Raw genomic sequence first — 22,079 nt, forward strand, 5'->3', positions numbered from 1 at the left:
TCCTCAAACGGTTTCGTACGGAACCGAAATATCGGTTTTCGTCGCCAGCCACTGCGGAACAGGAAGGCCCTTGGACCGCAGGAACTCTGGATTGAAGAGCTTCGACTGATAACGATTGCCGTAGTCGCAAAGTATCGTCACGATTGTATGCCCCGGACCAAGCTCACGGGCAAGCCGGATTGCGCCGGCGATATTGATGCCGGTGGAGCCGCCGAGGCACAGGCCTTCCTTCGTTACCAGATCGAAAAGGATGGGCAACGCTTCCGCATCCGGAATGCGATAGGAGAAATCCGGTGTGAAACCCTCGAGATTGGCGGTGATGCGCCCTTGCCCGATGCCTTCCGTGATGGAGGTGCCTTCCGATTTCAGGACGCCATTCTTATAGAATTCGTAGAGGGCCGCTCCCTCGGGATCGGCAAGGCCGATTTTGATGTCGGGATTGAAATCGCGAAGGCCGTCCGCCACACCCGCCAGCGTTCCGCCGGAGCCGACCGCGCAGATGAAACCGTCGACCTTGCCATCCGTCTGGTCCCATATTTCGGGAGCAGTGGTCTCGATATGAGCCTGTCTGTTGGCGATATTGTCGAACTGGTTAGCCCAGATCGCGCCGTTCTCATCCGTCGCCGCAAGCTGTCTCGCTAGCCGGCCGGAGACTTTCACGTAATTGTTCGGGTTGGAGTATGGAGCTGCCGGGACTTCGACCAGCTTTGCGCCGAGAAGCTTCAGCGCGTCCTTCTTTTCCTGGCTCTGCGTTTCGGGAATGACGATGACCGTCCTGTAACCGAGCGCATTGGCGACCAGCGAAAGGCCGATGCCGGTATTGCCCGCCGTGCCTTCCACGATGGTGCCGCCCCGGCGCAATTGTCCGCGCCTTTCGGCGTCGCGGATGATGTAGAGCGCGGCGCGATCCTTTACGGACTGGCCAGGATTGAGGAATTCCGCCTTGCCGAGGATTTCGCACCCCGTCGCTTCAGAAGCAGCTTTCAGACGGATGAGCGGCGTATTGCCGATGGCACTGAGCGCAGAGGGGTGAATGGTCATGATTGAGCCTTCTTGTCTGAGCGGAAATTAGGTGCCGTTATGTCCCGTTACAACCGCTTCAAGGCAAGAAATTATCTTCCCGGCTTCGGCTTCGCCACGCAAAATTTTGCCGATACCCAGTTTTATGTCTTCTTCTTCACTCTGGCATAGGCAGCAAGTGCTCTCTCCCGCGCCCTGCCATGGTCGACAATGGGGTTCGGGTAGGTTTCCCCGAGCGTGATGCCCGCTTTGGTCAGCACCTCTTTCGGGGCCTCGAATGGTTTGTGAATATATTTGCGTTCTAGCCTTGCAAGCTCCGGTACGAAACGGCGGACATAATCGCCGTCCCCATCGAATTTTTCGCCTTGCAGTATAGGGTTGAAGATGCGGAAAAATGGCGAGGCATCCGCTCCCGAACCCGCCACCCACTGCCAGTTGGCGGCATTGGAGGCCGGATCGGCGTCCACGAGCGTATCGCGGAACCATTTCTCACCCTTGCGCCAATCGATCAGCAGATGCTTGATGAGGAAGGACGCCACGATCATGCGGACGCGGTTATGCATCGTGCCGTGGCGCCATAGTTGCCGCATCCCGGCATCCACGATCGGATAGCCGGTCATGCCGCGCGTCCAGGCCGTGAAGGATTTGTCATCGTCCCGCCAGCTGAAGGCGTCGAAACTGTCGTTCCAGTTCTTTTCGTCCAGCTCGGGAAAATGAAACAGGAGGTGATAGCAGAATTCCCGCCAGACGATTTCCTTGCGAAAACGGCTGATATCGTTTGAGGCGATGTGGCGGGAAAGTCCCTTCGTCGCATGCCAGACGGTGGCGGGTGAGATTTCTCCTAATGCGAGGTGCGGTGAAAGCCGGGAAGTCGCGTCCTTCGCCGGCAGGTCGCGGCCCTCTTCATAACCTTTCAGTGCGCCGTCAATGAAATCGGAGAGCTTCTCCCGGGCCCCATCTTCGCCAGGCGTCCAGATATCGCTAAACTCCCTTGCCCAGTCAGGCCTTTTGGGCAGCAGCTGCCATTCGTCGAGCGTTTCCGATCTTGGCCAATTCCTGGGCGTGTTGAGTCTGTCTGGCGCATCCGCAGGCGCGTGGGGCTCTTCGCCGCCCTCCAGGGCGCGCCAGAACGGTGTATAGACCCGGTAGGGACCACCGGATTTCGTCTGCAGCTTCGATGGCTCATGCAGCAGATGTCCGGAAAAGCTTCGTCCCGTCAGGCCTTCATCCCGGAGCGCGTGTTTTAAGGTCTTGTCGGTCGAAATACCTTCAGGATCATAGCGGCGGTTCCAGAATACGGTGTCTGCGCCGGTTTCCGCGACCAGCCTGCGCAAAACCTCCCCGGCGTCGCCGCTGGCGAGCACGAGGCGGCTGCCTGTTTTCTTGAGCGCGGCATGAAGTGCAGTGAGCGAGTGGTGAAGCCACCATTCCTGCGCACGCCCCAGCGCGCCGCAACATTTTTCCCTGATATAGACGGGGATGACGGGACCTTTATGGTCGGCCGCCGCAAGCAAAGCGAGGTTGTCCGAAAGGCGCAGGTCCTTGCGGAACCACACGATGACGGGAGAGGCTTTTGTCTGCATGGGAGGGCCCGGTTCACTTCCGTTTGAACGAGTGTTGAAACGCTTTGTTCCGCAAATCGGCTAGAATGGAAAGATGGGGCACATGGTTTCTCGAGGGTTATTTTTTCGCTCTTGAAACCGCAGGTGAAGGGAACCAACTGGAGGAGCCGGCGTTTGTCGCGGGTTAATAGAGCATGGAAGTGCAATCAATGTTGCTGAATGACGTTAAGTGGGAAAAGCCCGTTACCATCTCCCTCGAAAACGGTGCCCCTCGAATTTTCACAGGCGTTTACGAAGCCTTCGATTTTCTCCAGCATGAGTGGCCCGAGCGGGGAGACAAGGCGCACGAACAGGCGCTTCGCCTGTGCCGCGCCTCGCTCATGGGCGACGTGGCGGGAGAGATAGCCCGCACGGCCTTCGTCGCCGCCAGCCGGCAGGCGCGTTGCCTCGTTGAGGAGCCGGAAAAAATCGCATCCTGAGCCGATTTTGGAACTGACGTGTGAAAGGCCACCCGCCCAAAACGGGTGGCTTTTTTGTTGTGCGGCAGGAAACGGGTTGTTTCGAATGCGGGATATGGCATCGTGCAGGCGAAAAGGCGAATGAGTGACGGTGATGGGCAGCCACTACGGCTATATTGTTTTTCCAACGGCGCTTGGCCATTGCGGCCTCGCATGGGCGGGGCGAGGTATCGTGCGTCTGCAATTACCGGGAGCGGACGCCGGCGAAACGGAAAAGCTCCTTCAGAAGCGCCTGCCGTCCGCCTCCATCGCCGTTCCCGAGACGCGGACACGTGAGGTGATTGCGATGATCACCCGTTATTTCGGCGGTGAGGCAATCGATTTTAAGGCCGTGGACCTTGATCTCGCCGGGCAGGAACGATTTTTTCTCGACGTCTATGCCGTCGCGCGACAGGTCGGCTGGGGCAACACGACGACGTATGGCGGCATCGTGAAGACACTCGGTCTTGGCATGGAGAGAGCACGTGACGTCGGCCAGGCAATGGCGAAAAATCCGGTGCCGCTGATCATTCCGTGTCACCGGGTCCTTGCCGCAGGTGGCAGGCTTGGCGGCTTCTCCGCACCGGGCGGGACCACTACCAAATTGCGGATGCTGGACCTTGAAAATGCCGGCCGTAGCCGTGCGGATGATGCGCAGGGCAGCCTGTTCTGAAGCAATGACAGATCAGCCCGCATGAATAGGCGTCTGATTTCTGCCCATTTCTCGTCAAATTGTCGCTAAATTGTCACAATACACGAACGCCCGCTAACATAAGGGCGAGACGTTTGAGAGTATCCGCGTTAATTCTATCCGTTGCCTTGTCTTTTACAGTCGTGGCACCGGCCTCGGCTGGCATGCTGAACCAGGCTGAGAAATACACCGGGCTGCATGAGTCCAAGAACAACAAGAGCCTCAAGAACATTCTTGGGGCAAATCCGAGAAGTACGCCGTGGTGCGGCCTTTTCCTGCATGCCGTAGCCAGCAAGGCCGGCCGGCAATCACCCAAATCCTACGGATTTGCGAAATCCTGGAGTTCCTTCGGTTATGCCGTCCCGGTTGGCCAGGCAAAGCCCGGTGATGTCGTCGTCATCCGCAACGGCCGGGGATATCATGCTGGTATTCTAAAGAGCATGAGCGGCAAGACCGCACAAATCCTGGGCGGCAACCAATCGGGCAGGGTGCAGGTCTCGAATTTTAACCGCAAGGCCATCGTTTCGGTTCGGCGATAAATTCCCTGCATTTCCTTGATAAAGGCGGGCCTCGACCCGCCTTTTCCTTTTAAGGCTGTTCTCTCGTGCCTGGCGCCGCCTCGCGCTGGTCGTCGTCCTCCAGATCGGTGGCGACAATGAAAGCATCCTCGTGCTGCCTTGCAGCCTGCCGGCGTGCACGCAGGTTCATGCTCTCGTCCGGATAAATCTCGCCTTCCTTGTCTTTCAACTCGCTGTCTGTCTCGAAACGCGCAACGTCGTCGTCTTCAATATCAAGCGGTTCGGTTTTCGGCTTCTGCGGGGTGTTCATGAAGCGATCTCCTGCTGGTTTCTGCAGGCCAAACGCTCGGCAGCCGATGCCGGTTCCCTTTCTCGCCAAAATGCTCATTCGTCGCAGGTCGATGCGGAACTAACTCTGGCTTTTTTTGTTTTTTCAATGGCACAATTGAAGCTGGTGCAACGCAAAGAGGGAGGTCCGTTATGAGCCACGACCGCGAAGCCGCAATCCGTGAAAAAGCGCGCGCAATATGGGAGAGGGAAGGAAGACCCGACGGGCATCATGAAAGACACTGGATCGAGGCGGAACGGGAAATCTCCGCGGAGGCGGAACCGGCAAAACCCAAAAGCGGAAATGGCGTGAAGAAGTCCGCTTCCACCACCGCGTCAGCGGAGAAGGGGCCTGCAAAAAAGTCGCCCACGAAAAAAGCCAATTCGACAAAGGTGAAATCTCCTGCGGTAAAATCGCTGGAGAAAGAGCAGAAATCCACGGACAAGAACAAGGAAGACGATTTGACCGAAAGCCTTGAGGAGAGTTTTCCGGCCAGCGATCCACCGGCATTGACCAACGCCACGAAGGCAACAAAACGGGCGGTCAAGAAAAGCTGATGGCCTGACGGCCGCACAGCAGGAAGTCACGAAAACTTCCAGTTCACGTCGGGCGAATTGCAGCTGCACTTCGCTCGGCTGACACGCTTTTGAGAAAAATGGCTCCCCGGGCCGGATTCGAACCGGCGACCTGTCGATTAACAGTCGAATGCTCTACCGCTGAGCTACCAGGGAACGTGCGCTGCTTGGCGCGGTGTGAGCGGGGTAATACAAATGCTTTTCCGATTTGCCAAGCGCTTTTTTCAAAAAAAACGCATTCCTCTTGTTTTATCCCTCCGGAGTCCCGATTTTCCGGGCTTATCGACGCTGAAAAAATTATCCACAGGCCAGATGCTGAAGGGCGGATTGGAATGAAATTCGGAATCGACCATAGAACGGGTCGTCTCAATCTCGGAAAATGGAGCCTTGCCATGCCGCGTTCGCGCGTCGGCAGGATCGCAACGGGTTCGGCGCTGGTCGTGGGCGGGACGCTGGGCTTTTTGCCCATTCTGGGTTTCTGGATGGTTCCCGTCGGCCTTGTCGTGCTTTCCCACGACCTGCCGGCTGTTCGTCGCCAGCGGCGAAGGCTGGTGATCTGGTGGGCATCGCGGCGGAACCGGCGGGAGCCCCGCGACCGGGACCGACAGTAATCCTGCTACGCCCCGATGGAGCTGCTGATGCCCTGGCCTGCCCAGAAGGCGGCATAGGCGAGTGCAGCGAAATAAATCGTCGTCAGCCCCAGAAAGAGGTAACCGCCCAGCACCGTGACGCCGTCCCGCTGGATCATGCCCGCTGAGAAAAGCAGGATCGCAATGCCCGGCAGGGTGTTGGAAAAGGGAATGAAGCCGAGCGGCATCATCAGAAGCACGCCCGCCGTCATCAGGGCGAGGCCATTTATCCTGTTGGCGATGACGCCCGTCGTCAGCGCCGGAATGCGTGGACGGATAAAGCGGTCCAGTCTCGATACGATCGCCACACCCTTTTGCAGCGCCGGGACCAGCTTTGCCGTTTCCATCTGCCGGTCAAGAATTTTCGCCGGCAGCCATGGCAGGCGGTTCAGAGTGATCGCGAGACTGACGAGAATGATTGCAGCGCCGAAAACGGTGCTGACTCCGGGAATGGAAACCGGGATCAGAAAGGGCAGGGAGGCTATGGCACAGATGAGCAGCAGGCCCTGTTCACCGATCGCTTCCATCAATTCGCGCAATGTGATCGTCTGGCCCTGTAGTTTTCCTATCAGCTTTTCAAGCGTGGTGCTGAGCTTTTCAGACGTATCAGTGAATGCGAATTCGTTCGACATGCAGCTTCCCGGAAGTTGTTCAACTCCGGGATTGATACCATTCCTCCGGCCCGATGCCTATCACAGATGGAAACGGGCCTCTTCACATTTGGTCATGCCGTCCGAAAGATCTAATGCGAAACCCAGTTGCTATAGGCACCTGCAAGAAGAACCACCAGCAGAATGACAAGTATGACCGGATTGATTGATGTAACGAAGTTGACATAGTCCATTATAACTTCCTCCTCTTCCCGCCACCTCTTATTCTACAGCAAAAAGGCGAGTTCATCTACCTAGAGATGAAATTTCGCATCGCAGCAACCAGTCTCCGGTATGGATTGGAATCGTGGGACTTTTTCATTTTCCGCGATGCAAAAATAAATCTTCCAACATTTGCCATTCTCTTGAGTTGTCTCTAATCCTGCTTCGTGACGGGTTTCCAGACCCGCCGCCTGCCGTTGATTGACCGGGTGAAATTCCGCCTGTGTCTTGCCTCCTGACCATTCTTCCCCGGGGACATGAAAATGCTGAAAAACATCTATGCCTGGACGATGGCGCTCGCCGCGCGCAAAACCGCCGTGTGGTGGCTGGCAATCGTGGCTTTCGTGGAAAGCTCCGTTTTCGTCGTTCCTGCCGACGTGCTTTTTTTGCCCATGGTATTGGCGAAGCCGAAAAAAGCGATGTTTTACGCGCTCGTGGCCACGGTCGCCTCGGTTCTGGGCGGCATAGCGGGCTGGTTCCTCGGTCATTATGCGTTTGAGAGTATTGCCCGGCCGATTCTTGAATTTTACGGCAAGCTCGACAGCTTCGAGCATCTGAAGAACTCGGTGGATTATGAAACCATCGTTCTTCTGCTGGTGACATCTGGCCTTGCGCACCTGCCGCCAATCAAGGTGGTTACCATTCTCTCGGGCGCGGCCAATATCAGCCTTGGCCTGTTCATTCTGTCGGCGGTCGCCACGCGCGGCGCACGCTTTTTCATCCTTGCCGGTTTGCTGCAGAGATACGGCGAATCGGTCCGCCATTTCATCGAAAAACGCCTCGGCGCCATCACGGCCGCGGCGGCGGCGGCACTTATCGCCATCTACGCGGTTTACGTTTTCGTGCGCTGATCGAAAGCAATTTTTCTACTCTTACAATACTGTCGCATAACTTTCAGCCTACTGTCAGAATCCACCTGTATCGGTCCCCTGTCCAATCAGGGAACCGTTTTATTATGCGAAGATTCTGGAAGTGCTCCTTTGGGGGCATGGGCCTCGTCGTGCTTGCGGCAGGCGGATATCTCTATGCCATTCAACTCCTCGGCAACTTCCACGAGGTGATGGCCGGGCAGCTTTATCGCTCCAACCAGCCGAGCAGCGAGCAACTTGTTCGCTACACCAAGGATCACGGAATAAGGACTGTGATCAATCTGCGCGGGTCAAATGAATCCCAGGCGTGGTACCGGGATGAGGTCGAGACCTCGCGCAAACTCGGATTGAATCATATTGATTTTGGCATGTCCGCGAGCCAGGAGCTCAACATGAGCCAGGTAAACGAGCTGGTCGCGATCATGCGCGACGCGCCGAAACCGATTCTCATTCATTGCAAGGCGGGTGCGGACAGGACGGGCCTCGCGACCGCGCTTTATCTCAGTCGCGTCGCGCGTCTTGGAGAAAAGGAAGCAGAAAGTCAGCTCTCGGTTCGCTATGGCCACATCGGCATTCCCTATCTCTCGCAAACCTATGCCATGGACCGGACCTGGGAAAATGTGGAGGATATGCCGATCACTGACGACTTTGCCATCGCTTCCAATGAATATTGAGCAAGGCTTCGACCGGTCGGGAAGTAACTGATAACGCCCCGTTTCTGAAGCGCCATTGGCTGTAATGCTTCTGTGAATTGTCCACCCGCGCTTCGGCTCTCTGTCGGCAGGGGAAGCTTTTATCGGCGCGTGGAATCTGTTCGACTTGACCGCGTCATGGGTATCGGAGACCAGCTGTGGATAAGGCGATTTCTAATCGCGCTCCATGTCCGGCGTCCACCCGCGCGTATATCCTTTTCCCATGATGGCGACAGCGAGGGACAGCTGCTCCTGCAAATGCTCGATTTCGCCGAGTAGCGCCTCGACGGCCGCCCTTGCATTACCGTCATGACACTGGATGACGTATCCTGCTATGTCGTCAGGCCGTATGGGGGTGATCTTTTTAGCGTCGGACATGGTGGGTGACCTCTCTTTTGTTCACTAAATGTTCTAATTTTAGCAGAGAGTCAACACGGCAATGCACATCGTCGTTTGACGGAGGGCGACGGCATATCGCGCCCGCTTTTTTTGTAGAATTTGCCGGTGAGCACCTAAGCAAAATGGGCCGGTGAGCCTGGGGTCCTACAGGAGCTTTAACCCAACCGAAGCGCGGCGTCGCCCGATGGGTTAATGGACCGAAGGATCCTCGCTATCCAGAAAGCTGCGAATCCCGTCTTTTTCGCAAGTAGCCAGGAATTCTTCCCATGCGTCTTTATCGGTTGCGAAAGGTTCGTCCCAGGTGGTGACATCGTCGTGCTCGCTGATAACTTCCAGGGTCCAGTCTTGCTGGGTGCCCGCGGGCCGGTAGATGTCAACAAGGACAGTGATACCCTCGTCTTCAAACTCGCCTGAAAATTCCGAGTGTTCTATTTTCGGTTTTTTTGCCATCTCAGCACACTTCGTTTTCAAGGCTTGAATAAATGCACACCCGAACGGGATGTTTGAAACTTGCGCAAAACGCTCGCTACTGGAGCGCTAAAACAAATATAGCCAGCTCTGGGGGAACTGGCTATCTATCTGATTTAATGGTCGGAGCGGCGGGATTCGAACCCACGACCCCTTGACCCCCAGTCAAGTGCGCTACCGGGCTGCGCTACGCTCCGAACCTGAAAGCCGTTTATATAGAAGCCTGTTAGGGCGCAAGCGGAAAATGGCCTTTTCTAAAAAAAACGAACAAAGGATGTGGACTGCGGGAATGGGATCAATGGAGCACCGCGTTTTGCCGGCTGCGTGGCTGTCAAACACCTGACACATCATCTTTTCATCATGGCCGGAACCTGCCGCGATCTTTAACGTTCATTCGCAGCGGAATTGAAACTCAGGGAGACAAACAATGTCCGAACTTGTCGTTGTCGGTTTTGACGGAACGGAAGAGGCCGACCGGGTCCTTCTGAAGCTTGCGAGCCTGAAGAAGGAGTATCTGGTCGATCTGGAAGATGCCGTTGTCGTGGTTCGCGATGAAAATGGCAAGGTTCATCTCAAGCAGAGCGTCAACCTGACAGCGATCGGTGCAAGTTCCGGATTTCTGTCCGGTGGCCTGTGGGGCGGACTCGTCGGCCTGCTGTTCCTCAACCCGCTGGCGGGATTTGCGATCGGCGGTGCCATTGGCGCGGGAACGGGCGCGCTTGCGGGCTCGCTGACGGATTACGGCATCGATGACGATTTCATCAAATCCCTGGGCGAGACCATTCCAAACGGGTCGTCGGCTCTTTTCGTATTGATCCGAAAGGTGCAGCCGGAAAAGGTTCTGGCGGAACTGGAAGGGCTGCGCGGCAGGGTTATCAAAACATCGCTCTCGCCGGAGCAGGAAGCCGAACTACAGAAAGCACTTTCGGGCGGGAGCCATCAGCCTGCTACACCGGTTGCCTGAAACGGATAAAAGCAACGCTGCGGCATCATCGATGTCGCAGCGCTTCTGCGTCAGCCGTTGCTGTCAAACGGTGAGTGTGCCGTCCTTAGCCTGCGGCCAGGTGAGATAATAATAACGGCTGCCGACACTGCCAAAAAACGCGTTGTCGCCGGAAATGCCATCGATATAAGCCCCGTTGGCGCCCTTTGCATAGGCCGCTCCATCGCGTTTCAGATGATCCTTCAGGAAGTCGCTCCAGCCCGCCGTTGCGATCGCTGTGGCGGGTTTCGAGGCGGTCTTGGGGTCGTCTGTCACATCCCACGCTTTGATCTTTACGCCGTCCGCCGGGTCGGACACCGTCAGCGTGCCGGCAGCCAATGCTTCCAGCATCGCCTTGGCCTGCGCCGCCTTGGCGGGATCCCCGGACAGTTCTTCGAGCGTCGCTTTCAGATCCTTCATGAAATCCGCCTGGGTGATGTCCCCGGAAGCGGCCGTCTTGTCCGTATCACCGCTCTCCGCTTCATTGCCCGAGGTCTGCGCATATTGCGCCAGAAGCTGCGTCAGCCGCGTATTGCTGGAAGAGGTGGAGGTGGTGGTGTCGATGCCATAGGAATTGAGGAGCGTCGTCCGTGATGATGTGGAAGTCGCAGCGGAGTTGCCTTCCTGTTCCCTGATGGCCTTGAGTGCCAGTTTGGTGGCGGTGAGACGTGTGGAAAGGTCGATGGAGGAGACCATTGCGCGGGATGTCCATGATCGGACCAGATACGCATCATCCGTACCGGGCCGGCGCGGCGTGAATCTGCGATTCCTGCCATTTGTCCTCTTTCATAAGAAGACCGGGTGCGTTCCGGCCTTTTTTTGGCTGGAACGCACCCGGTTTAATGGTCGGACTTTGCGCGACGCTTGCGGCTCAGTTTTCCTGAACGGAAACACCATTCGGGCCGATATTCATCTCGATCCCCTTGGGCTTGCTTTCTTCATGCCAGACGTAAATGCCAAGGCCTGCGATGACGACAATCAGCGCGCCGATGATGAGATAGAGATTATTGGTCTGCGTCATAAGATGTCTCCCCGTTTGACAATCAGAATCGGGGGCTAAACGCATGAAATCGTGGAAGGTTCCGTTAGGTTAGCTGTTTATGCGCCAACCGCGCGCCGGCGCAGGCCTTCGCGTTTTTCCAGTGCCATGCAACCCCACAATATGCCGAGCAGCAGGAAGAAGTGTCGCCAGTGGTCGGTATCGATGACAGCACCGATCATCACATGCCCGACGAAAGCCACCCACGAAATGATCAGGAAGGCCTGCCACGGGCGCGGGCGCAAGAGATGTCTGAAACCGGCGGCGATGGTCCAGCAGATCAGGACGAGATAGATGACGAAGCCGAACCAGCCATGTGTCGTCAGGCTTTTCAGCCAGATATTGTGCTCGGCTGCGGGAAAGATATTGTCGAACACCATCGGGCCGATACCGAGCGGATGTTCCATCGCCAGCAGGAAACCGAGATAATGGCGGGCGAACCGTCCCAGATGGCCGCCATCATAAGATTGCACGGCCGAGGCGCGGCTGGAGAACAAATCGGCCACCTGTTTGAACTGCAGCGCGATGAGGACAGCCGCTACCATCAGTCCGGCGGCGACGAGAAACAGCACGAGGATTTTCAGGCGAAACGCCGCCGTACGTTCCTTCAGCATCATGACGAAGACGAGCAGTACGGTGGCAAACAGAAACAGCCCCCAGGCCGCACGCGAAAACGACAGGAACACGCCAAGCGACAGGATCAGCAGGCCGAGGATTCGCCAGGGTGCGTGCATCGTCTTGCCGGTCAGCAGGCCGTAGATGAGATAAAGCGATGGTGTCACCAGAAAGGGACCGAAGACGTTCGGATCCTGAAAGGCGCCTTTGGCGCGATCGTAAAGGGTGAAGACTTCGAAGCCCGGAATGGCGTGAAAATAGCCGATGATGCCGAGCAGGGAGGTGATCACCGCCGCCGCCAGCCACGCCCGGAAAATCAAAAGCAGCCGCTGGTATCGGTCCTCGATGATTGCCGCGTAAAACACCGAAGTCAGCGCCAGAAATGTTGAAACAGCGAGATAAAGCGGACCCTCATCCAGGTCGGCCATGGTGGTGAGCGAGAGATATCCGCCGATATTGAAGGCGAGCAACAGGCACAGCAGCAGGACGACGGTGCGTGAAAGTCGCAGGCCAAGCAGAAACCACAGGGCCACTTGCCCAACCATCATCAGCTCATAGGGCGCTGGCTCGGAGATAACGAATCCGGAAAGAAACACGCCGAAGGCAATGAAGAACGAACCTATGAGCCGCATGGCAGCCAAAGGCGCATCGAAATCCGGGGCGTGCTGGTAACCGGTGTGGGTCAATAGGCGTTTTCCGATTTGAGCAGCCGGATCGGCGTCAGGAACAGGATCTTGAGATCGAGAAACAGCGACCAGTTCTCGATGTAATAGAGATCATATTCGGTGCGGAACTTGATCTTGTCGCCATGGTCGATTTCTCCGCGCCAGCCATTGATCTGGGCCCAACCGGTTACGCCGGGCTTGACCTTGTGTCTTGCGAAATAATGCTCCACCACTTCGGTATATTTCAGGTCGCCGGTCTGGGCATGAACCGCGTGCGGGCGGGGCCCGACCAGCGACAGGTCGCCATGAAGAACGTTGAAAAGCTGCGGCAGCTCGTCCATCGAGGACTTGCGCAGAAAGCGGCCAACGGGCGTTACGCGCGGATCGTTCTTAGTGACGGCCTTTTTTGCGGTCGGGTCGCTGAGTTCCGTATACATGGACCGGAACTTCCAGACGTTGATGGTTTCATTGTTGAAGCCATGGCGCTTCTGCTTGAAGAGGATAGGCCCCTTGGACGTCGTTTTGACCGCGATTGCCGCGCCCACCATGACCGGCCACAGAAGGGCGATGCCGATGAGGCTGAAGGTGATGTCGAACAGCCGCTTCGCGACAGAATCCCAGTCCCGGATCGGTTTGTCGAAAACGTCAAGCATCGGCACCTTGCCGACGTGGGAATAGGCACGCGGGCGAAAGCGCAGCTTGTTGGCATGCGCCGCAATGCGGATATCGACCGGGAGCACCCAAAGCTTTCGCAAAAGCTGGAGAATGCGTGCCTCGGCGCTTAACGGCAGGGCAATGATCAGCATATCCAGTTTGGTCAGGCGGGCGAATTCCACCAGTTCGGCGAAAGTGCCGAGCTTGGGATAACCCGCGACGACGTCGGGAGAGCGCGCGCTTTGCCGGTCATCGAAGATGCCGCAGATGCGGATGTCGTTGTCGGATTGCTGCTCGAGCGAGCGAATGAGATCCTTGGCAGCATCACCACCGCCGACGATGACCGCCCGGCGTTCCATGACGCCATTGCGGCCCCAGTGGCGGATGGCGAAGCCAAGGATCAGTCGTCCGGTGAAAATGGCAATCGCGGCAATTGCATACCAGATGCCGAAGGCTTGCCAGGAATGCAGCGCATCGGGAAAAAAGAGCAGAAGGAAACAGGCTGTGCCAACGAAAGACAGGCAGACCGCGCCCTGAATGCGAGCGAACATCGACAGTGGCGTGCGTAGCGTCGGCAACTGATAACAGTCGCCGGCCTGAAGAAGAAAGACGCAGAGCGCGGCCCCCAGTACGCCGCCGCCAAAAACCGCCAAGAAGGTCTCAATACCCCGATCGGCGGCGACGCCGTTGATGATGGCGGCGATCACCACGAGCATGGTGAATTCCAGAAGCCGCAACTGGCCTATCACCATGTTCGGGGAGTGATTGCCGCCGCGAAGCTGGTTGGCAATCTGCCGTGCGAGAGGGTTGAGAACGACGGCTTCCGATGTCGAAGGCCCGTTGGCCTCTTGCTCGGAAATCTGTTTGCGCAACGACGCCAGATCGAATTGCAGTCTATCCTTGTCAGCCTTGGTCATTGCCTGGTCCGCACCCTCCAGCGCATCGGCGCGAAAATCGGCATCGATTTCCGACCGGACGATACGCAACTTCAAAGTGGTGGAGCGGGTCTGATGCATCCGGACGGACGCACGGCGCTCCACGATCTGGAAACTAGCCGAAACATGCTAAGAAACGTTTATGATGGGTTTCTTGAGGATGACGGAATATACAATCAAAAATCGTGTTTTTGAAATGATTTTAGAGCAACAGCAGGTCGCGATAGAGCTTCATCATGTCATCCGCCATGACCGGCGTCGAAAACTTCGCCCTGAAGCTGTCGGGGTGGGGCATGATCCGTTTCGCCCAACCGGCATCTTCGGCATCCCTGGCCATGGCCCTCGCCAGCGCCTCGACGTCGCCGGCCGGGACGAGCGCGTCGCTTTCTTCTCCCAAGACTTCGGGAATCCCGCCGACATGGGAGGCGATGACCGTTTTTCCCGCTGCAAGTGCCTCCAGCACGATATAGGGCATGGCCTCCGCGCGAGAGGGGACTACCACCGTCGTGGCCAGGGCGAAGGCCTGTCTGGCGGGCATGGCGGCATGCATGGAAATGCGCCGGGAAAGACCGGCCTTGTCGATCATCGCCGCGTATTTGTCCCTGTCCGGCCCATCGCCGACGATGACACCGGACATCGGCCGGCCGATGCCGCGCTCCATTTCCGCGAAGGCCTTGATGAAGAGGTCAGGCCCCTTAAGGTCACGGAGCATGCCGATATAGAGGAAATGCGCCGCGCCCTCTTGCGCGGGGACGGGTTCGAACTCGTTTTCCTGTACGCCGTTATAGATCATCGCGGTACGGGTGCGCGGTTTGCCAACCTTGGCTTCATAGGCCGCCTGCTCGAACTTGCAGACGAAACAGAGCGCATCGGTGAACCGTTCCTGAAACCGCTCCAGCCGCAGGAAGAGCTGTCCTTTCAGGGTGTTGCGGGCATAATGCAGGCTTCCGCCGTGCGGTGAATAGAGGCGGGCTACGCGATACCTGTTCGCCCGCAGCAATGAGCCGATCAGCCGGGCCAAAGCGCCACCCTTGGCGCTGTGCCCGTGTAGAATGTCCGGCCGCAAACTTTTGATGTGTTTGTAGGATTTCCAAAGCGCCAGCAGATCGCCCGGGGTAATGGAGCGCCGGATGGGCAGGCGCGTCAGGCCGAGCTCCAGCATCGGCGCAATCTGCGCGAAAAGCCTCTCCTCATGCGCACCGCCGGTGGAACTGTCGCAGACGATGCCAACCTTGTGGCCTTGCCTGACATGTTCTTCGATAAGATCACGCACATGGCGGAAAACGCCGCCCACTGGCGAGCGAAAACAGTGAATGATGCGCAGGGGAGGGCCGTCGTCCGACACGTTCGCCGCGCCCCTTTCAGAAGAAGCGTTCACGCACATAGACGGTATCACCCGCAAGAATGGGTGCGGTGATACCGATCCGGCCCGTCATCACTTCCGCGTTTATCTTGCGGGTGACGTCGACATCTGCCTGATTGGCGCGCGGGCTGAAGCCGCCGGCAATGGCGATGGCGTTCTGCACCGTCATGCCCGGCACATAGGAATATTGGCCAGGACGGCCCACTTCGCCCATGATGAAGACGGGGCGATAACGATCTATCTCGATCGTGACATCGGGATCGCGCAGATATCCCTGCCGAAGCTTGGCCGCGATCGTGGCTTCCAGCTGCGGCAGCGTCTTGCCCCGCGCGGGCACCTGGCCGACGAGAGGGAAGGCGACATAGCCCGCCTGATCGACCGTATAGGTATTTGTCAGCCCGGCCTGTTCGAACACGTTGATACGCAGTCTGTCGCCGCTGTCGACGTGATAGGGTTGCAGTGCGGCCTCATTGAATGACCGCGGCGCAGGCTGATAGGCCGAACAGCCGGAAAGGGCCGTCAGAACGGCAAACGTCAGTGCGGTGACATGTCGTGATCCGGCGAGCGGCATCTCATCTGGCTCCGAGTCGAACTTTGATCATTCTTATCGTTCTGTTAGGGTTAATGCACGGTAAACGCGCAGCGTCAGGCCCGGTAATATCGGCTTTATTTCGTCGGAGTCTCGGTGATTAACGGTTGTGTTACCCGCAAGACTTAAACTTCGCGAAAATTGACCATCTTTATTTGAGCGCCCGAGGTTTATCTCGGTTACGGAGCCCGTATGAACGGCGATCGCATTGACGACAGGGATGTGGATATTGATCTTGCGCAACTCGTCGCGGCCATATGGCGGCGTCGGGGAAGAATCGCGGCCATAACGCTGCTGGCCGGCGGCGCCGCCTTTGTCGTTTCCAGCATGATGTCGCCCGCCTATAAGGGCGAGGCGCGCGTGCTCATTGAATCCCGTGCTGCTTCCTTTGGCGCTTCCCAGCAGTCCAACGCGCCGGCCGAGCCGGTGCTGGACGAACTGACAGTATCCAGCCAGGTGCAGATCCTGCAGTCCGTCGACCTCATCAAGCAGGTCGCCAGGGACATGAAGCTCTATGAACTCGAGGAATTCGATCCGGAGGCGCATCCTTCGCTGGTTTCGAGCCTGCTGGTTGCCGTCGGCGTCAAGAAGGATCCACTTCAGGTTCTGCCTGAAGAGCGGGTTCTGAAGGCGTTCCGCGAGAAATTGCAGGTCTATCAGGTCGAGAGTTCTCGTGTCATCACGGTCGAGTTTTCTTCAGAAGACCCGAAGCTCGCTGCGGCCATCCCGAACGAGATGATGAAGGCCTATCTCGCGCTGCAAAGCGGCGCGAAGCTCGATACCAGCACGGAAGCAGCGCGCTGGCTTGAGCCGGAAATAGCCACGCTGCGGGAAAAGGTGCGGGAGGCGGACAAGAAGGTCGCGGATTATCGTGCCTCCTCCGATCTTTTGTCGGCCGGGCAGGGCGAAACGCTCGCCACACGTCAGCTGAGCGACATCTCCACGGAACTCGGCCGTATCCGCGGCGAGCGCGCCAATGCGGAGGCGCGCGCAGAAGGCGTGCGCAACGCGCTTGCCAGCGGTCGTCCTCTCGATACCTTTCCCGATGTCGTCGCTTCTCCCACCATCCAGAGGCTGAAGGAAAACGAAACCAACATCCGCAGCCAGATTTCCGATCTTTCGTCTTCGCTGCTGGAAGGCCACCCCCGCATAAGGGCGCTGCGCAACCAGCTCGATGGCATCGAAAGGCAAATTCAGGAAGAAACCCGCAAGGTGCTGGCAAGTCTCGAAAATGAGGCCAATGTCTCACGCCTTCGGGAGCGGCAACTGGTGCAGCAACTGAACGTGCTGAAATCGGAAAGCGTGCGTGCCGGTGAGCAGCAGGTGGGCCTTAACGACCTGGAGCGGGAAGCATCCGCGCAGAGGCAGCTTCTGGAAACCTATCTCGCCCGCTATCGCGAGGCGACGTCGAGGGCTGGCTCTGCGGATTCCACGCCGGCCGATGCGCGTGTGATTTCGACGGCAGTTGAGCCACGCGAACCCTATTTCCCGAAAACCGGTGCCATCACCATCGTTGTCACGCTCGCAGCATTTCTGCTGTCCTGCATTGTCGTCATGCTGGTGGAACTCTTTACGGGTAGGGCGCTGAAACCGGTCGGAAGAAGTCAGGTTCCACCACTTTCCGATCCGCCACCACCTGCACGCGGGCCGGTTGAAGCGGATGAGACGACGGATGCGCATGAGCAGCCGGCGCCGGCACCTGCTGAAAATGTGGCGCCGGGCGTCCGCGCCATGCCGGTTGCGGCACAACAGCCCGTCGCCGTAGAAGAGAAACGGCGTGACCCGCCCGCAGCCACTGCCATGCCGCCGGTATTGGCGGCAGAAGATGTCGCGGCTGCGAAAGAGGCGGTGGTGGATGAGGATGCCGATGCCGCCAGTGACTTTTCGATCGACGCCGTGGCGGGCTTTCTGTCCACACGGCTCGCCAAACCCGTCGCCGCCATTGTATCTCCGGCCGGTGACAGCGGTTCGACCACGAGCGTCATGCTGGCGCGCGCATTGTCTGAAATGGGGCGTTCGGTCGTTCTCGTCGACATGACGGCATCCGCCTGCCCGACACGGCTGATGTCGCCCGAGGCCGGACTTCCCGGTGTCATGGACCTTCTGGCAGGAGCGGCCGCCTTCGGTGAAACCATTCACGGCGACCGTCTGTCAGATGCGCATATCGTTCCACGCGGCAATGCGCAGCCCCGCGAGGCGATGCGTGCTCTGGACCGCCTGACGATGATCCTCGGTGCGCTTTCCGACGCTTACGACACGGTGCTTGTGGAGTGTGGAGCGGTGCAGATTTCGAGCCTCGAAAAAATGCTGCGCAATCTGCCGGCAGAAATCATTGTCTCGGTTCCAGACAAGGACGGGGAGATGCTGGAGAAAACGCTCGGAGAACTGGTTGCTCATGGCTACGAGCAGGCTCTGCCGATGACCGGCATGCGAAAGCCGGACCACCTGAGCGCGGCCTGACCGGCTGTTCAGTCGAGACCCCTTGTCGAAGCTGCTGTCGGCCGGCCGGCGCGGAAACGCTGAATGAGCGCATAGAGAGCCGGATTGGATTTGATCAGGCTTTTCGTTCGGGCGATCGCGACATAGGCTGCTGCGGCGATGCGACCTTTCACCGTTATCGGCAGGAATATATCGTGCTGCACGGTGAAAAGCGGGCACCAGCTGCGCTTGTAGAGCTGGTCGCCGACCCCGAAATCGAAGATCGCAGCCCTTTGGTGGCACGCCCTTTCAATCATCAGCCAGAACAGCAATTCTCCGGGGCTGAGTTCCGAAACGGATTCATCGATCGAACCGAACTGGCAGATGATGTGGTCCTGCTTGCGCGAAAGACCGGCTATTGCGGCGATGACGCCCTCGTTCTCGCCGTGCAGGCGAATGGCATGCAGCTCCAGCAGACTGTCTGTGCCCGTCTCGGGAAAATTGGCCAGGTCGTAAAAGAAATCCTTTACCGATTGGTCGCGAAAGACATCCGGAATGCCCTGCGATGCAAAACGGGCGGCTTTCTGCCGGAAGAAGGCCTGCAATAATTCACATCTTTCCTGTGGCGAATACGCGATCACATGGCTGTAACCGCCCATTTCCTCGGCTCTCCGGCTCTGGATCCGGAATTTCTTCCGCCGTCTCTTGGCATTGACCTGCCGGAGCGTGGCCTCGAAACTTTCGAGCAACGGAAGCTGGAAGGCCGGATTCTGGTTTTCGACCGAAGCTAGATGCGACAGGGGGTTGGTCCTGCCGCGCCACGTCAGCGGTATGTTCTGCAAAGCCAGAATGTCGGCCCGGCCGTGCAGCAGCTTCCGCGCCTCGCGGGCAATCGCCGCCGCGATTTCCTCTCCGGCCTGTTCGGCAAAGGAGGGGTCGAAAAGCCCGGTATTGATATTGTTGAAACGGCCGCCGGGGAAACGCGCCTTGCGAATGCCGCCCTCTAGCACGATTTCAAGCGGAAGCAGGAAGATCGTCTTGCCGCCCTGCCGGCCGCGAAGCGTCAGGAGCGCGCTGTCCTGCGTTTGTGCCCAGATGGAGCACCACCCAAAACCCTGATGCAGGGAATTGAGCGGATCGTTTTCCAGCCGCTTCCAATCGACATGGATGGTGGAAGCGTCATCGACGAGATCGACCGACAGACGGTCAGCGCCCCGCCGCTCGTTTTGCACGGCGGTTGGCGCTTGCTCGTCGCTGGTAAAGACCGGCCCCTCAGCCGCCATCCACTCTCTCCGGTTGTTTCGGTCGGACTATATCTTTGAGCGGCAAACAATCGGTTTATAAAATTGCGACCTTAAGGTGTCACGCGGTGGTCCCGCATTAGCCCTGTTTTTTTGGCCCGGCCATCCATTTGATGATCAGCATCGCCGGCAAAATCCACAAAATTCCTGTCAGCACGAAATAAGCGAGATGCACCCACCAGGGCGATTGCGCCAGCGCCGCCGATGCAATGGCCGTCGCCACCACGGCGTAAACGACGACGAGGCAGATGATGACGATGGTGCCGATAAGCGATCTGAGGCGAGGGTGCATGAAATCTTCCGTGATTGAACAGGTGCATGACTATAGCGCCGCGACCGGATGCCGCAAACCCTGAGGCCTTGTTTTGTGGTGCCGGTTGGGGCTAATCAACATGGCTGTATGAAGGAGACTGAAAGATGAGTTCGAGCGGCATGACGATGGCCAATGGTTCCGCGGAAATGGTGGTGCAGGCTGCCCTGCAGAAGCAGGAGAAGGACCGCCGCCTGCTGCGCGTCTGGCTGCGCCTCGTGCTTTTCACACTCTTCTGTCTGGTGCTCGTTGGTGGCGCAACCCGCCTGACCGAATCCGGCCTGTCGATTACCGAATGGAAACCGATCCATGGCGCGATACCGCCGCTCTCCGTTGCGGAATGGGAAGAGGAGTTCCAGCTCTACAAGCGCATTCCGCAATATCAGGAAATCAACAAGGGCATGTCGCTCGACGAGTTCAAGACGATCTTCTGGTGGGAATGGGCGCATCGCCTGCTTGCCCGCGCCATCGGCCTCATCTTCGCTTTGCCGCTCGCCTTCTTCTGGCTGACAGGCCGCGTCGAAAAGCGCCTCCGGCTACCACTGGTCGGTCTACTGGCGCTTGGCGGCTTCCAGGGCTTCATCGGCTGGTGGATGGTCTCTTCCGGCCTCGTCAACCGCACGGATGTCTCGCAATATCGTCTTGCCACACATCTGACCATCGCCTGCCTCATCTTTGCGGGCTGCATGTGGATTTTGCGCGGCCTGTCCCATCATTCCCCCGAGGCCACCGACGAAAAGACGGGCAGGGGCTTTGCCGCGCTGTTAACGGTGCTCTGTCTCTTCCAGATCTATCTCGGCGCGTTGGTGGCGGGGTTGAATGCCGGCCTGTCCTATAATACGTGGCCGCTGATGGATGGTTCGCTGGTGCCGGGCGATCTCTTCCTGCAGCAGCCCTGGTGGATCAACCTCTTCGAAAACCCCAAGACGGTGCAGTTCATTCACCGCTTGGGCGCCTATACGCTGTTTGCCGCCACGCTGTGGCATATGGCATCGATGGCGCGCGCCTTGCCCGGTACGCCGCACGCCCGCCGCTCGGTGTTGTTCTTCGTGCTCGTCTGCATTCAGGCGGCGCTGGGAGTAACCACGCTGCTCATGCATGTGGATATTCATGTCGCGCTCGCCCATCAGGGCATGGCGCTGGTCGTGCTCGGTTTTGCGGTTGCCCACTGGCGCGGATTCATTGGAGAATATCCGCCGCCAGTTGCGGTTGAAGTCAGGGACTGAACTCGCTCAGAACTGTTTCAGGACGGCCTTAATGGTTGCCGCGACAGCGAGTTCGTTGTCGCGTTCTTCCGCATTTTCGTCCTCTTCATGCCACGCGGCAGAAAGGCAGCCATAGGCAAAGGCATATTGCAGCAATAGCCGTTCGTCCCGTTGGAGAGCCTTCGCAAAAATCGCCGCCATGGAGGCGATGCGCGCTTCGCTGCGGGTGAGGTCAAAACGGTCGAGCGGATTGGAGAACATGTTGGCGACATCGAGCGCCGCATCGCCGATCAGGCCAGCCGGATCGATGATGATCCAGCCGCGATCGCTGCGCATGATATTCTCATGGTGCAGATCGCCATGCAGCGGCTTGATATCGCGCTGCTGGCCGATCAGTTCCTTCGCAAGCGCGGCGGCCTCGATATAGGCGCTGTCGATGCCGTCGGAACGATCCTGTTCGGCCTTGCGGAACAGACTTTCGAAATAGAGAGGCAGCGTCAGCAGACTTGAGGGCGGCGGCTGCTCGGACGGCTGGTGATATCGAAGCAGGACCTCCGCTGCGATTTCCGTGGTGGCATCGTCGTCACCGTCGCGGAACAGCACGTCGCGCAGGGTCTCCGTGCCGGCATGTTCCATCAGAAGAATATCATCGGAGCGGTCAAGCAACTCCACGCAGCCGATCCCGGCGCGCCATTCGATGAAATCCGCGCCGCGAAGGCTGTCCGTCAATACTTTCTTCTTCAGAACCTTGGCGACCGCAAGAGAACCGTCATCGCGCACAAGCTCGTAGACCACCCCGGCAGGCGTATCCGCAATCTGCTTTACGGCCTCGATATTCCACGAGGCCGGAAAAGAGGGCGTGGTCATGGTCATGAGCAACGTC

The 22,079-nt window shown here is 58.1% G+C and carries 25 protein-coding genes and 2 tRNA genes; 10 read left to right on the forward strand and 17 right to left on the reverse strand.

Annotation, left to right across the window (positions count from 1 at the left end; translation table 11 throughout):
• Nucleotides 1-3: 3 nt before the first annotated feature.
• Nucleotides 4-1,041 carry a cysteine synthase A gene (locus tag K7A42_RS19275; protein ID WP_006697960.1) on the reverse strand — a complete coding sequence of 346 codons (1,038 nt, stop codon included), beginning with the start codon at nucleotides 1,039-1,041 and terminating at the stop codon, nucleotides 4-6.
• Nucleotides 1,042-1,163: 122 nt separating this feature from the next.
• Entirely contained in the window at nucleotides 1,164-2,603 is a 1,440-nt protein-coding gene (locus K7A42_RS19280; protein WP_282455720.1) for a cryptochrome/photolyase family protein, read from the reverse strand.
• Nucleotides 2,604-2,791: 188 nt separating this feature from the next.
• Here K7A42_RS19280 and K7A42_RS19285 point away from each other — a divergent pair, with 188 nt between their 5' ends.
• The 3 genes from K7A42_RS19285 to K7A42_RS19295 all read left to right on the forward strand — a co-directional run bounded on the left by K7A42_RS19285 (nucleotide 2,792) and on the right by K7A42_RS19295 (nucleotide 4,309).
• The gene (locus K7A42_RS19285) at nucleotides 2,792-3,061 is read left to right on the forward strand and encodes a DUF982 domain-containing protein (RefSeq protein ID WP_006697962.1); all 270 of its coding nucleotides are present in this window, start codon (nucleotides 2,792-2,794) and stop codon (nucleotides 3,059-3,061) included.
• A 133-nt stretch (nucleotides 3,062-3,194) separates the two neighbouring features.
• Complete coding sequence (locus K7A42_RS19290) at nucleotides 3,195-3,752, forward strand: methylated-DNA--[protein]-cysteine S-methyltransferase (RefSeq protein WP_004441238.1); 558 nt, start codon at nucleotides 3,195-3,197, stop codon at nucleotides 3,750-3,752.
• Nucleotides 3,753-3,865: 113 nt separating this feature from the next.
• A complete protein-coding gene (locus tag K7A42_RS19295; protein ID WP_004441240.1) occupies nucleotides 3,866-4,309 on the forward strand; it encodes a TIGR02594 family protein in 444 nt (147 codons plus the stop codon).
• A 49-nt stretch (nucleotides 4,310-4,358) separates the two neighbouring features.
• On the opposite strand, the gene K7A42_RS19300 is transcribed toward K7A42_RS19295, so the two are convergent.
• Complete coding sequence (locus K7A42_RS19300) at nucleotides 4,359-4,598, reverse strand: hypothetical protein (protein WP_004441242.1); 240 nt, start codon at nucleotides 4,596-4,598, stop codon at nucleotides 4,359-4,361.
• Between the two features lie 170 nt (nucleotides 4,599-4,768).
• Here K7A42_RS19300 and K7A42_RS19305 point away from each other — a divergent pair, with 170 nt between their 5' ends.
• The gene (locus tag K7A42_RS19305; RefSeq protein WP_048902674.1) at nucleotides 4,769-5,173 is read left to right on the forward strand and encodes a DUF2934 domain-containing protein; all 405 of its coding nucleotides are present in this window, start codon (nucleotides 4,769-4,771) and stop codon (nucleotides 5,171-5,173) included.
• A 99-nt stretch (nucleotides 5,174-5,272) separates the two neighbouring features.
• On the opposite strand, the gene K7A42_RS19310 is transcribed toward K7A42_RS19305, so the two are convergent.
• Nucleotides 5,273-5,347 (reverse strand) — tRNA-Asn (locus K7A42_RS19310).
• Nucleotides 5,348-5,523: 176 nt separating this feature from the next.
• Here K7A42_RS19310 and K7A42_RS19315 point away from each other — a divergent pair.
• Complete coding sequence (locus K7A42_RS19315) at nucleotides 5,524-5,802, forward strand: hypothetical protein (RefSeq protein ID WP_006697967.1); 279 nt, start codon at nucleotides 5,524-5,526, stop codon at nucleotides 5,800-5,802.
• A gap of 5 nt (nucleotides 5,803-5,807) precedes the next feature.
• Here the strand turns inward: K7A42_RS19315 and K7A42_RS19320 are convergent, their stop codons facing one another.
• Nucleotides 5,808-6,452: an exopolysaccharide biosynthesis protein gene (locus K7A42_RS19320; RefSeq protein ID WP_004441247.1), complete on the reverse strand. Its 645-nt coding sequence runs from the start codon at nucleotides 6,450-6,452 to the stop codon at nucleotides 5,808-5,810.
• 503 nt (nucleotides 6,453-6,955) lie between these two features.
• Here K7A42_RS19320 and K7A42_RS19325 point away from each other — a divergent pair.
• Together K7A42_RS19325 and K7A42_RS19330 are read left to right on the forward strand one after the other, a co-directional pair.
• Nucleotides 6,956-7,543, forward strand: coding sequence for a YqaA family protein (locus tag K7A42_RS19325; RefSeq protein ID WP_022556014.1), 588 nt, complete (start codon nucleotides 6,956-6,958; stop codon nucleotides 7,541-7,543).
• Nucleotides 7,544-7,680: 137 nt separating this feature from the next.
• A complete protein-coding gene (locus K7A42_RS19330; RefSeq protein ID WP_006697968.1) occupies nucleotides 7,681-8,235 on the forward strand; it encodes a dual specificity protein phosphatase family protein in 555 nt (184 codons plus the stop codon).
• A gap of 192 nt (nucleotides 8,236-8,427) precedes the next feature.
• On the opposite strand, the gene K7A42_RS19335 is transcribed toward K7A42_RS19330, so the two are convergent.
• The 3 genes from K7A42_RS19335 to K7A42_RS19345 all read right to left on the reverse strand — a co-directional run bounded on the left by K7A42_RS19335 (nucleotide 8,428) and on the right by K7A42_RS19345 (nucleotide 9,317).
• Nucleotides 8,428-8,631 carry a hypothetical protein gene (locus K7A42_RS19335; RefSeq protein ID WP_006697969.1) on the reverse strand — a complete coding sequence of 68 codons (204 nt, stop codon included), beginning with the start codon at nucleotides 8,629-8,631 and terminating at the stop codon, nucleotides 8,428-8,430.
• A gap of 210 nt (nucleotides 8,632-8,841) precedes the next feature.
• Nucleotides 8,842-9,102 (reverse strand): hypothetical protein, encoded by a 261-nt coding sequence (locus tag K7A42_RS19340; protein WP_004441257.1) that lies wholly within the window; start codon nucleotides 9,100-9,102, stop codon nucleotides 8,842-8,844.
• 138 nt (nucleotides 9,103-9,240) lie between these two features.
• Nucleotides 9,241-9,317: transfer RNA gene (locus tag K7A42_RS19345), tRNA-Pro, on the reverse strand.
• Nucleotides 9,318-9,547: 230 nt separating this feature from the next.
• On the opposite strand from K7A42_RS19345, the gene K7A42_RS19350 reads away from it, so the two are divergent.
• On the forward strand, nucleotides 9,548-10,084 hold the full coding sequence (locus K7A42_RS19350; protein WP_004441259.1) for a DUF1269 domain-containing protein: 537 nt from the start codon (nucleotides 9,548-9,550) through the stop codon (nucleotides 10,082-10,084).
• A gap of 63 nt (nucleotides 10,085-10,147) precedes the next feature.
• Here the strand turns inward: K7A42_RS19350 and K7A42_RS19355 are convergent, their stop codons facing one another.
• The 6 genes from K7A42_RS19355 to uppC all read right to left on the reverse strand — a co-directional run bounded on the left by K7A42_RS19355 (nucleotide 10,148) and on the right by uppC (nucleotide 15,944).
• Nucleotides 10,148-10,798, reverse strand: coding sequence for a hypothetical protein (locus tag K7A42_RS19355; RefSeq protein ID WP_112554983.1), 651 nt, complete (start codon nucleotides 10,796-10,798; stop codon nucleotides 10,148-10,150).
• 175 nt (nucleotides 10,799-10,973) lie between these two features.
• Nucleotides 10,974-11,123 (reverse strand): hypothetical protein, encoded by a 150-nt coding sequence (locus K7A42_RS19360; protein ID WP_003521552.1) that lies wholly within the window; start codon nucleotides 11,121-11,123, stop codon nucleotides 10,974-10,976.
• A gap of 77 nt (nucleotides 11,124-11,200) precedes the next feature.
• Entirely contained in the window at nucleotides 11,201-12,442 is a 1,242-nt protein-coding gene (gene uppF / locus K7A42_RS19365) for a polysaccharide biosynthesis O-antigen ligase family protein UppF (RefSeq protein ID WP_282455721.1), read from the reverse strand.
• Nucleotides 12,439-13,992: a polysaccharide biosynthesis glycosyltransferase UppE gene (gene uppE / locus K7A42_RS19370; RefSeq protein ID WP_004441267.1), complete on the reverse strand. Its 1,554-nt coding sequence runs from the start codon at nucleotides 13,990-13,992 to the stop codon at nucleotides 12,439-12,441. Before uppE ends, uppF begins: the two co-directional genes overlap by 4 nt.
• Before the next feature lie 220 nt (nucleotides 13,993-14,212).
• Nucleotides 14,213-15,355, reverse strand: a complete 1,143-nt coding sequence (gene uppD / locus K7A42_RS19375) for a polysaccharide biosynthesis type 4 glycosyltransferase UppD (RefSeq protein WP_035207901.1) — start codon at nucleotides 15,353-15,355, stop codon at nucleotides 14,213-14,215.
• A gap of 16 nt (nucleotides 15,356-15,371) precedes the next feature.
• Complete coding sequence (uppC, locus tag K7A42_RS19380; protein WP_282455722.1) at nucleotides 15,372-15,944, reverse strand: polysaccharide export protein UppC; 573 nt, start codon at nucleotides 15,942-15,944, stop codon at nucleotides 15,372-15,374.
• Between the two features lie 210 nt (nucleotides 15,945-16,154).
• On the opposite strand from uppC, the gene uppB reads away from it, so the two are divergent.
• A complete protein-coding gene (uppB, locus tag K7A42_RS19385) occupies nucleotides 16,155-18,422 on the forward strand; it encodes a polysaccharide biosynthesis protein UppB (protein WP_282455723.1) in 2,268 nt (755 codons plus the stop codon).
• Between the two features lie 8 nt (nucleotides 18,423-18,430).
• Here uppB and uppA read toward each other — a convergent pair whose 3' ends face one another.
• Both uppA and K7A42_RS19395 read right to left on the reverse strand, forming a co-directional pair.
• Nucleotides 18,431-19,663: a polysaccharide biosynthesis GNAT family N-acetyltransferase UppA gene (gene uppA / locus K7A42_RS19390; RefSeq protein ID WP_173614578.1), complete on the reverse strand. Its 1,233-nt coding sequence runs from the start codon at nucleotides 19,661-19,663 to the stop codon at nucleotides 18,431-18,433.
• 97 nt (nucleotides 19,664-19,760) lie between these two features.
• Nucleotides 19,761-19,973 carry a DUF2842 domain-containing protein gene (locus tag K7A42_RS19395; protein ID WP_006697979.1) on the reverse strand — a complete coding sequence of 71 codons (213 nt, stop codon included), beginning with the start codon at nucleotides 19,971-19,973 and terminating at the stop codon, nucleotides 19,761-19,763.
• Nucleotides 19,974-20,113: 140 nt separating this feature from the next.
• Here K7A42_RS19395 and K7A42_RS19400 point away from each other — a divergent pair, with 140 nt between their 5' ends.
• A complete protein-coding gene (locus K7A42_RS19400; RefSeq protein WP_168183784.1) occupies nucleotides 20,114-21,217 on the forward strand; it encodes a COX15/CtaA family protein in 1,104 nt (367 codons plus the stop codon).
• A 6-nt stretch (nucleotides 21,218-21,223) separates the two neighbouring features.
• Here the strand turns inward: K7A42_RS19400 and K7A42_RS19405 are convergent, their stop codons facing one another.
• Nucleotides 21,224-22,069 carry an aminoglycoside phosphotransferase family protein gene (locus tag K7A42_RS19405; protein ID WP_035207828.1) on the reverse strand — a complete coding sequence of 282 codons (846 nt, stop codon included), beginning with the start codon at nucleotides 22,067-22,069 and terminating at the stop codon, nucleotides 21,224-21,226.
• Nucleotides 22,070-22,079 lie beyond the last annotated feature (10 nt).

This window comes from Agrobacterium sp. InxBP2, assembly GCF_026191755.1.
Classification (GTDB): domain Bacteria; phylum Pseudomonadota; class Alphaproteobacteria; order Rhizobiales; family Rhizobiaceae; genus Agrobacterium; species Agrobacterium pusense.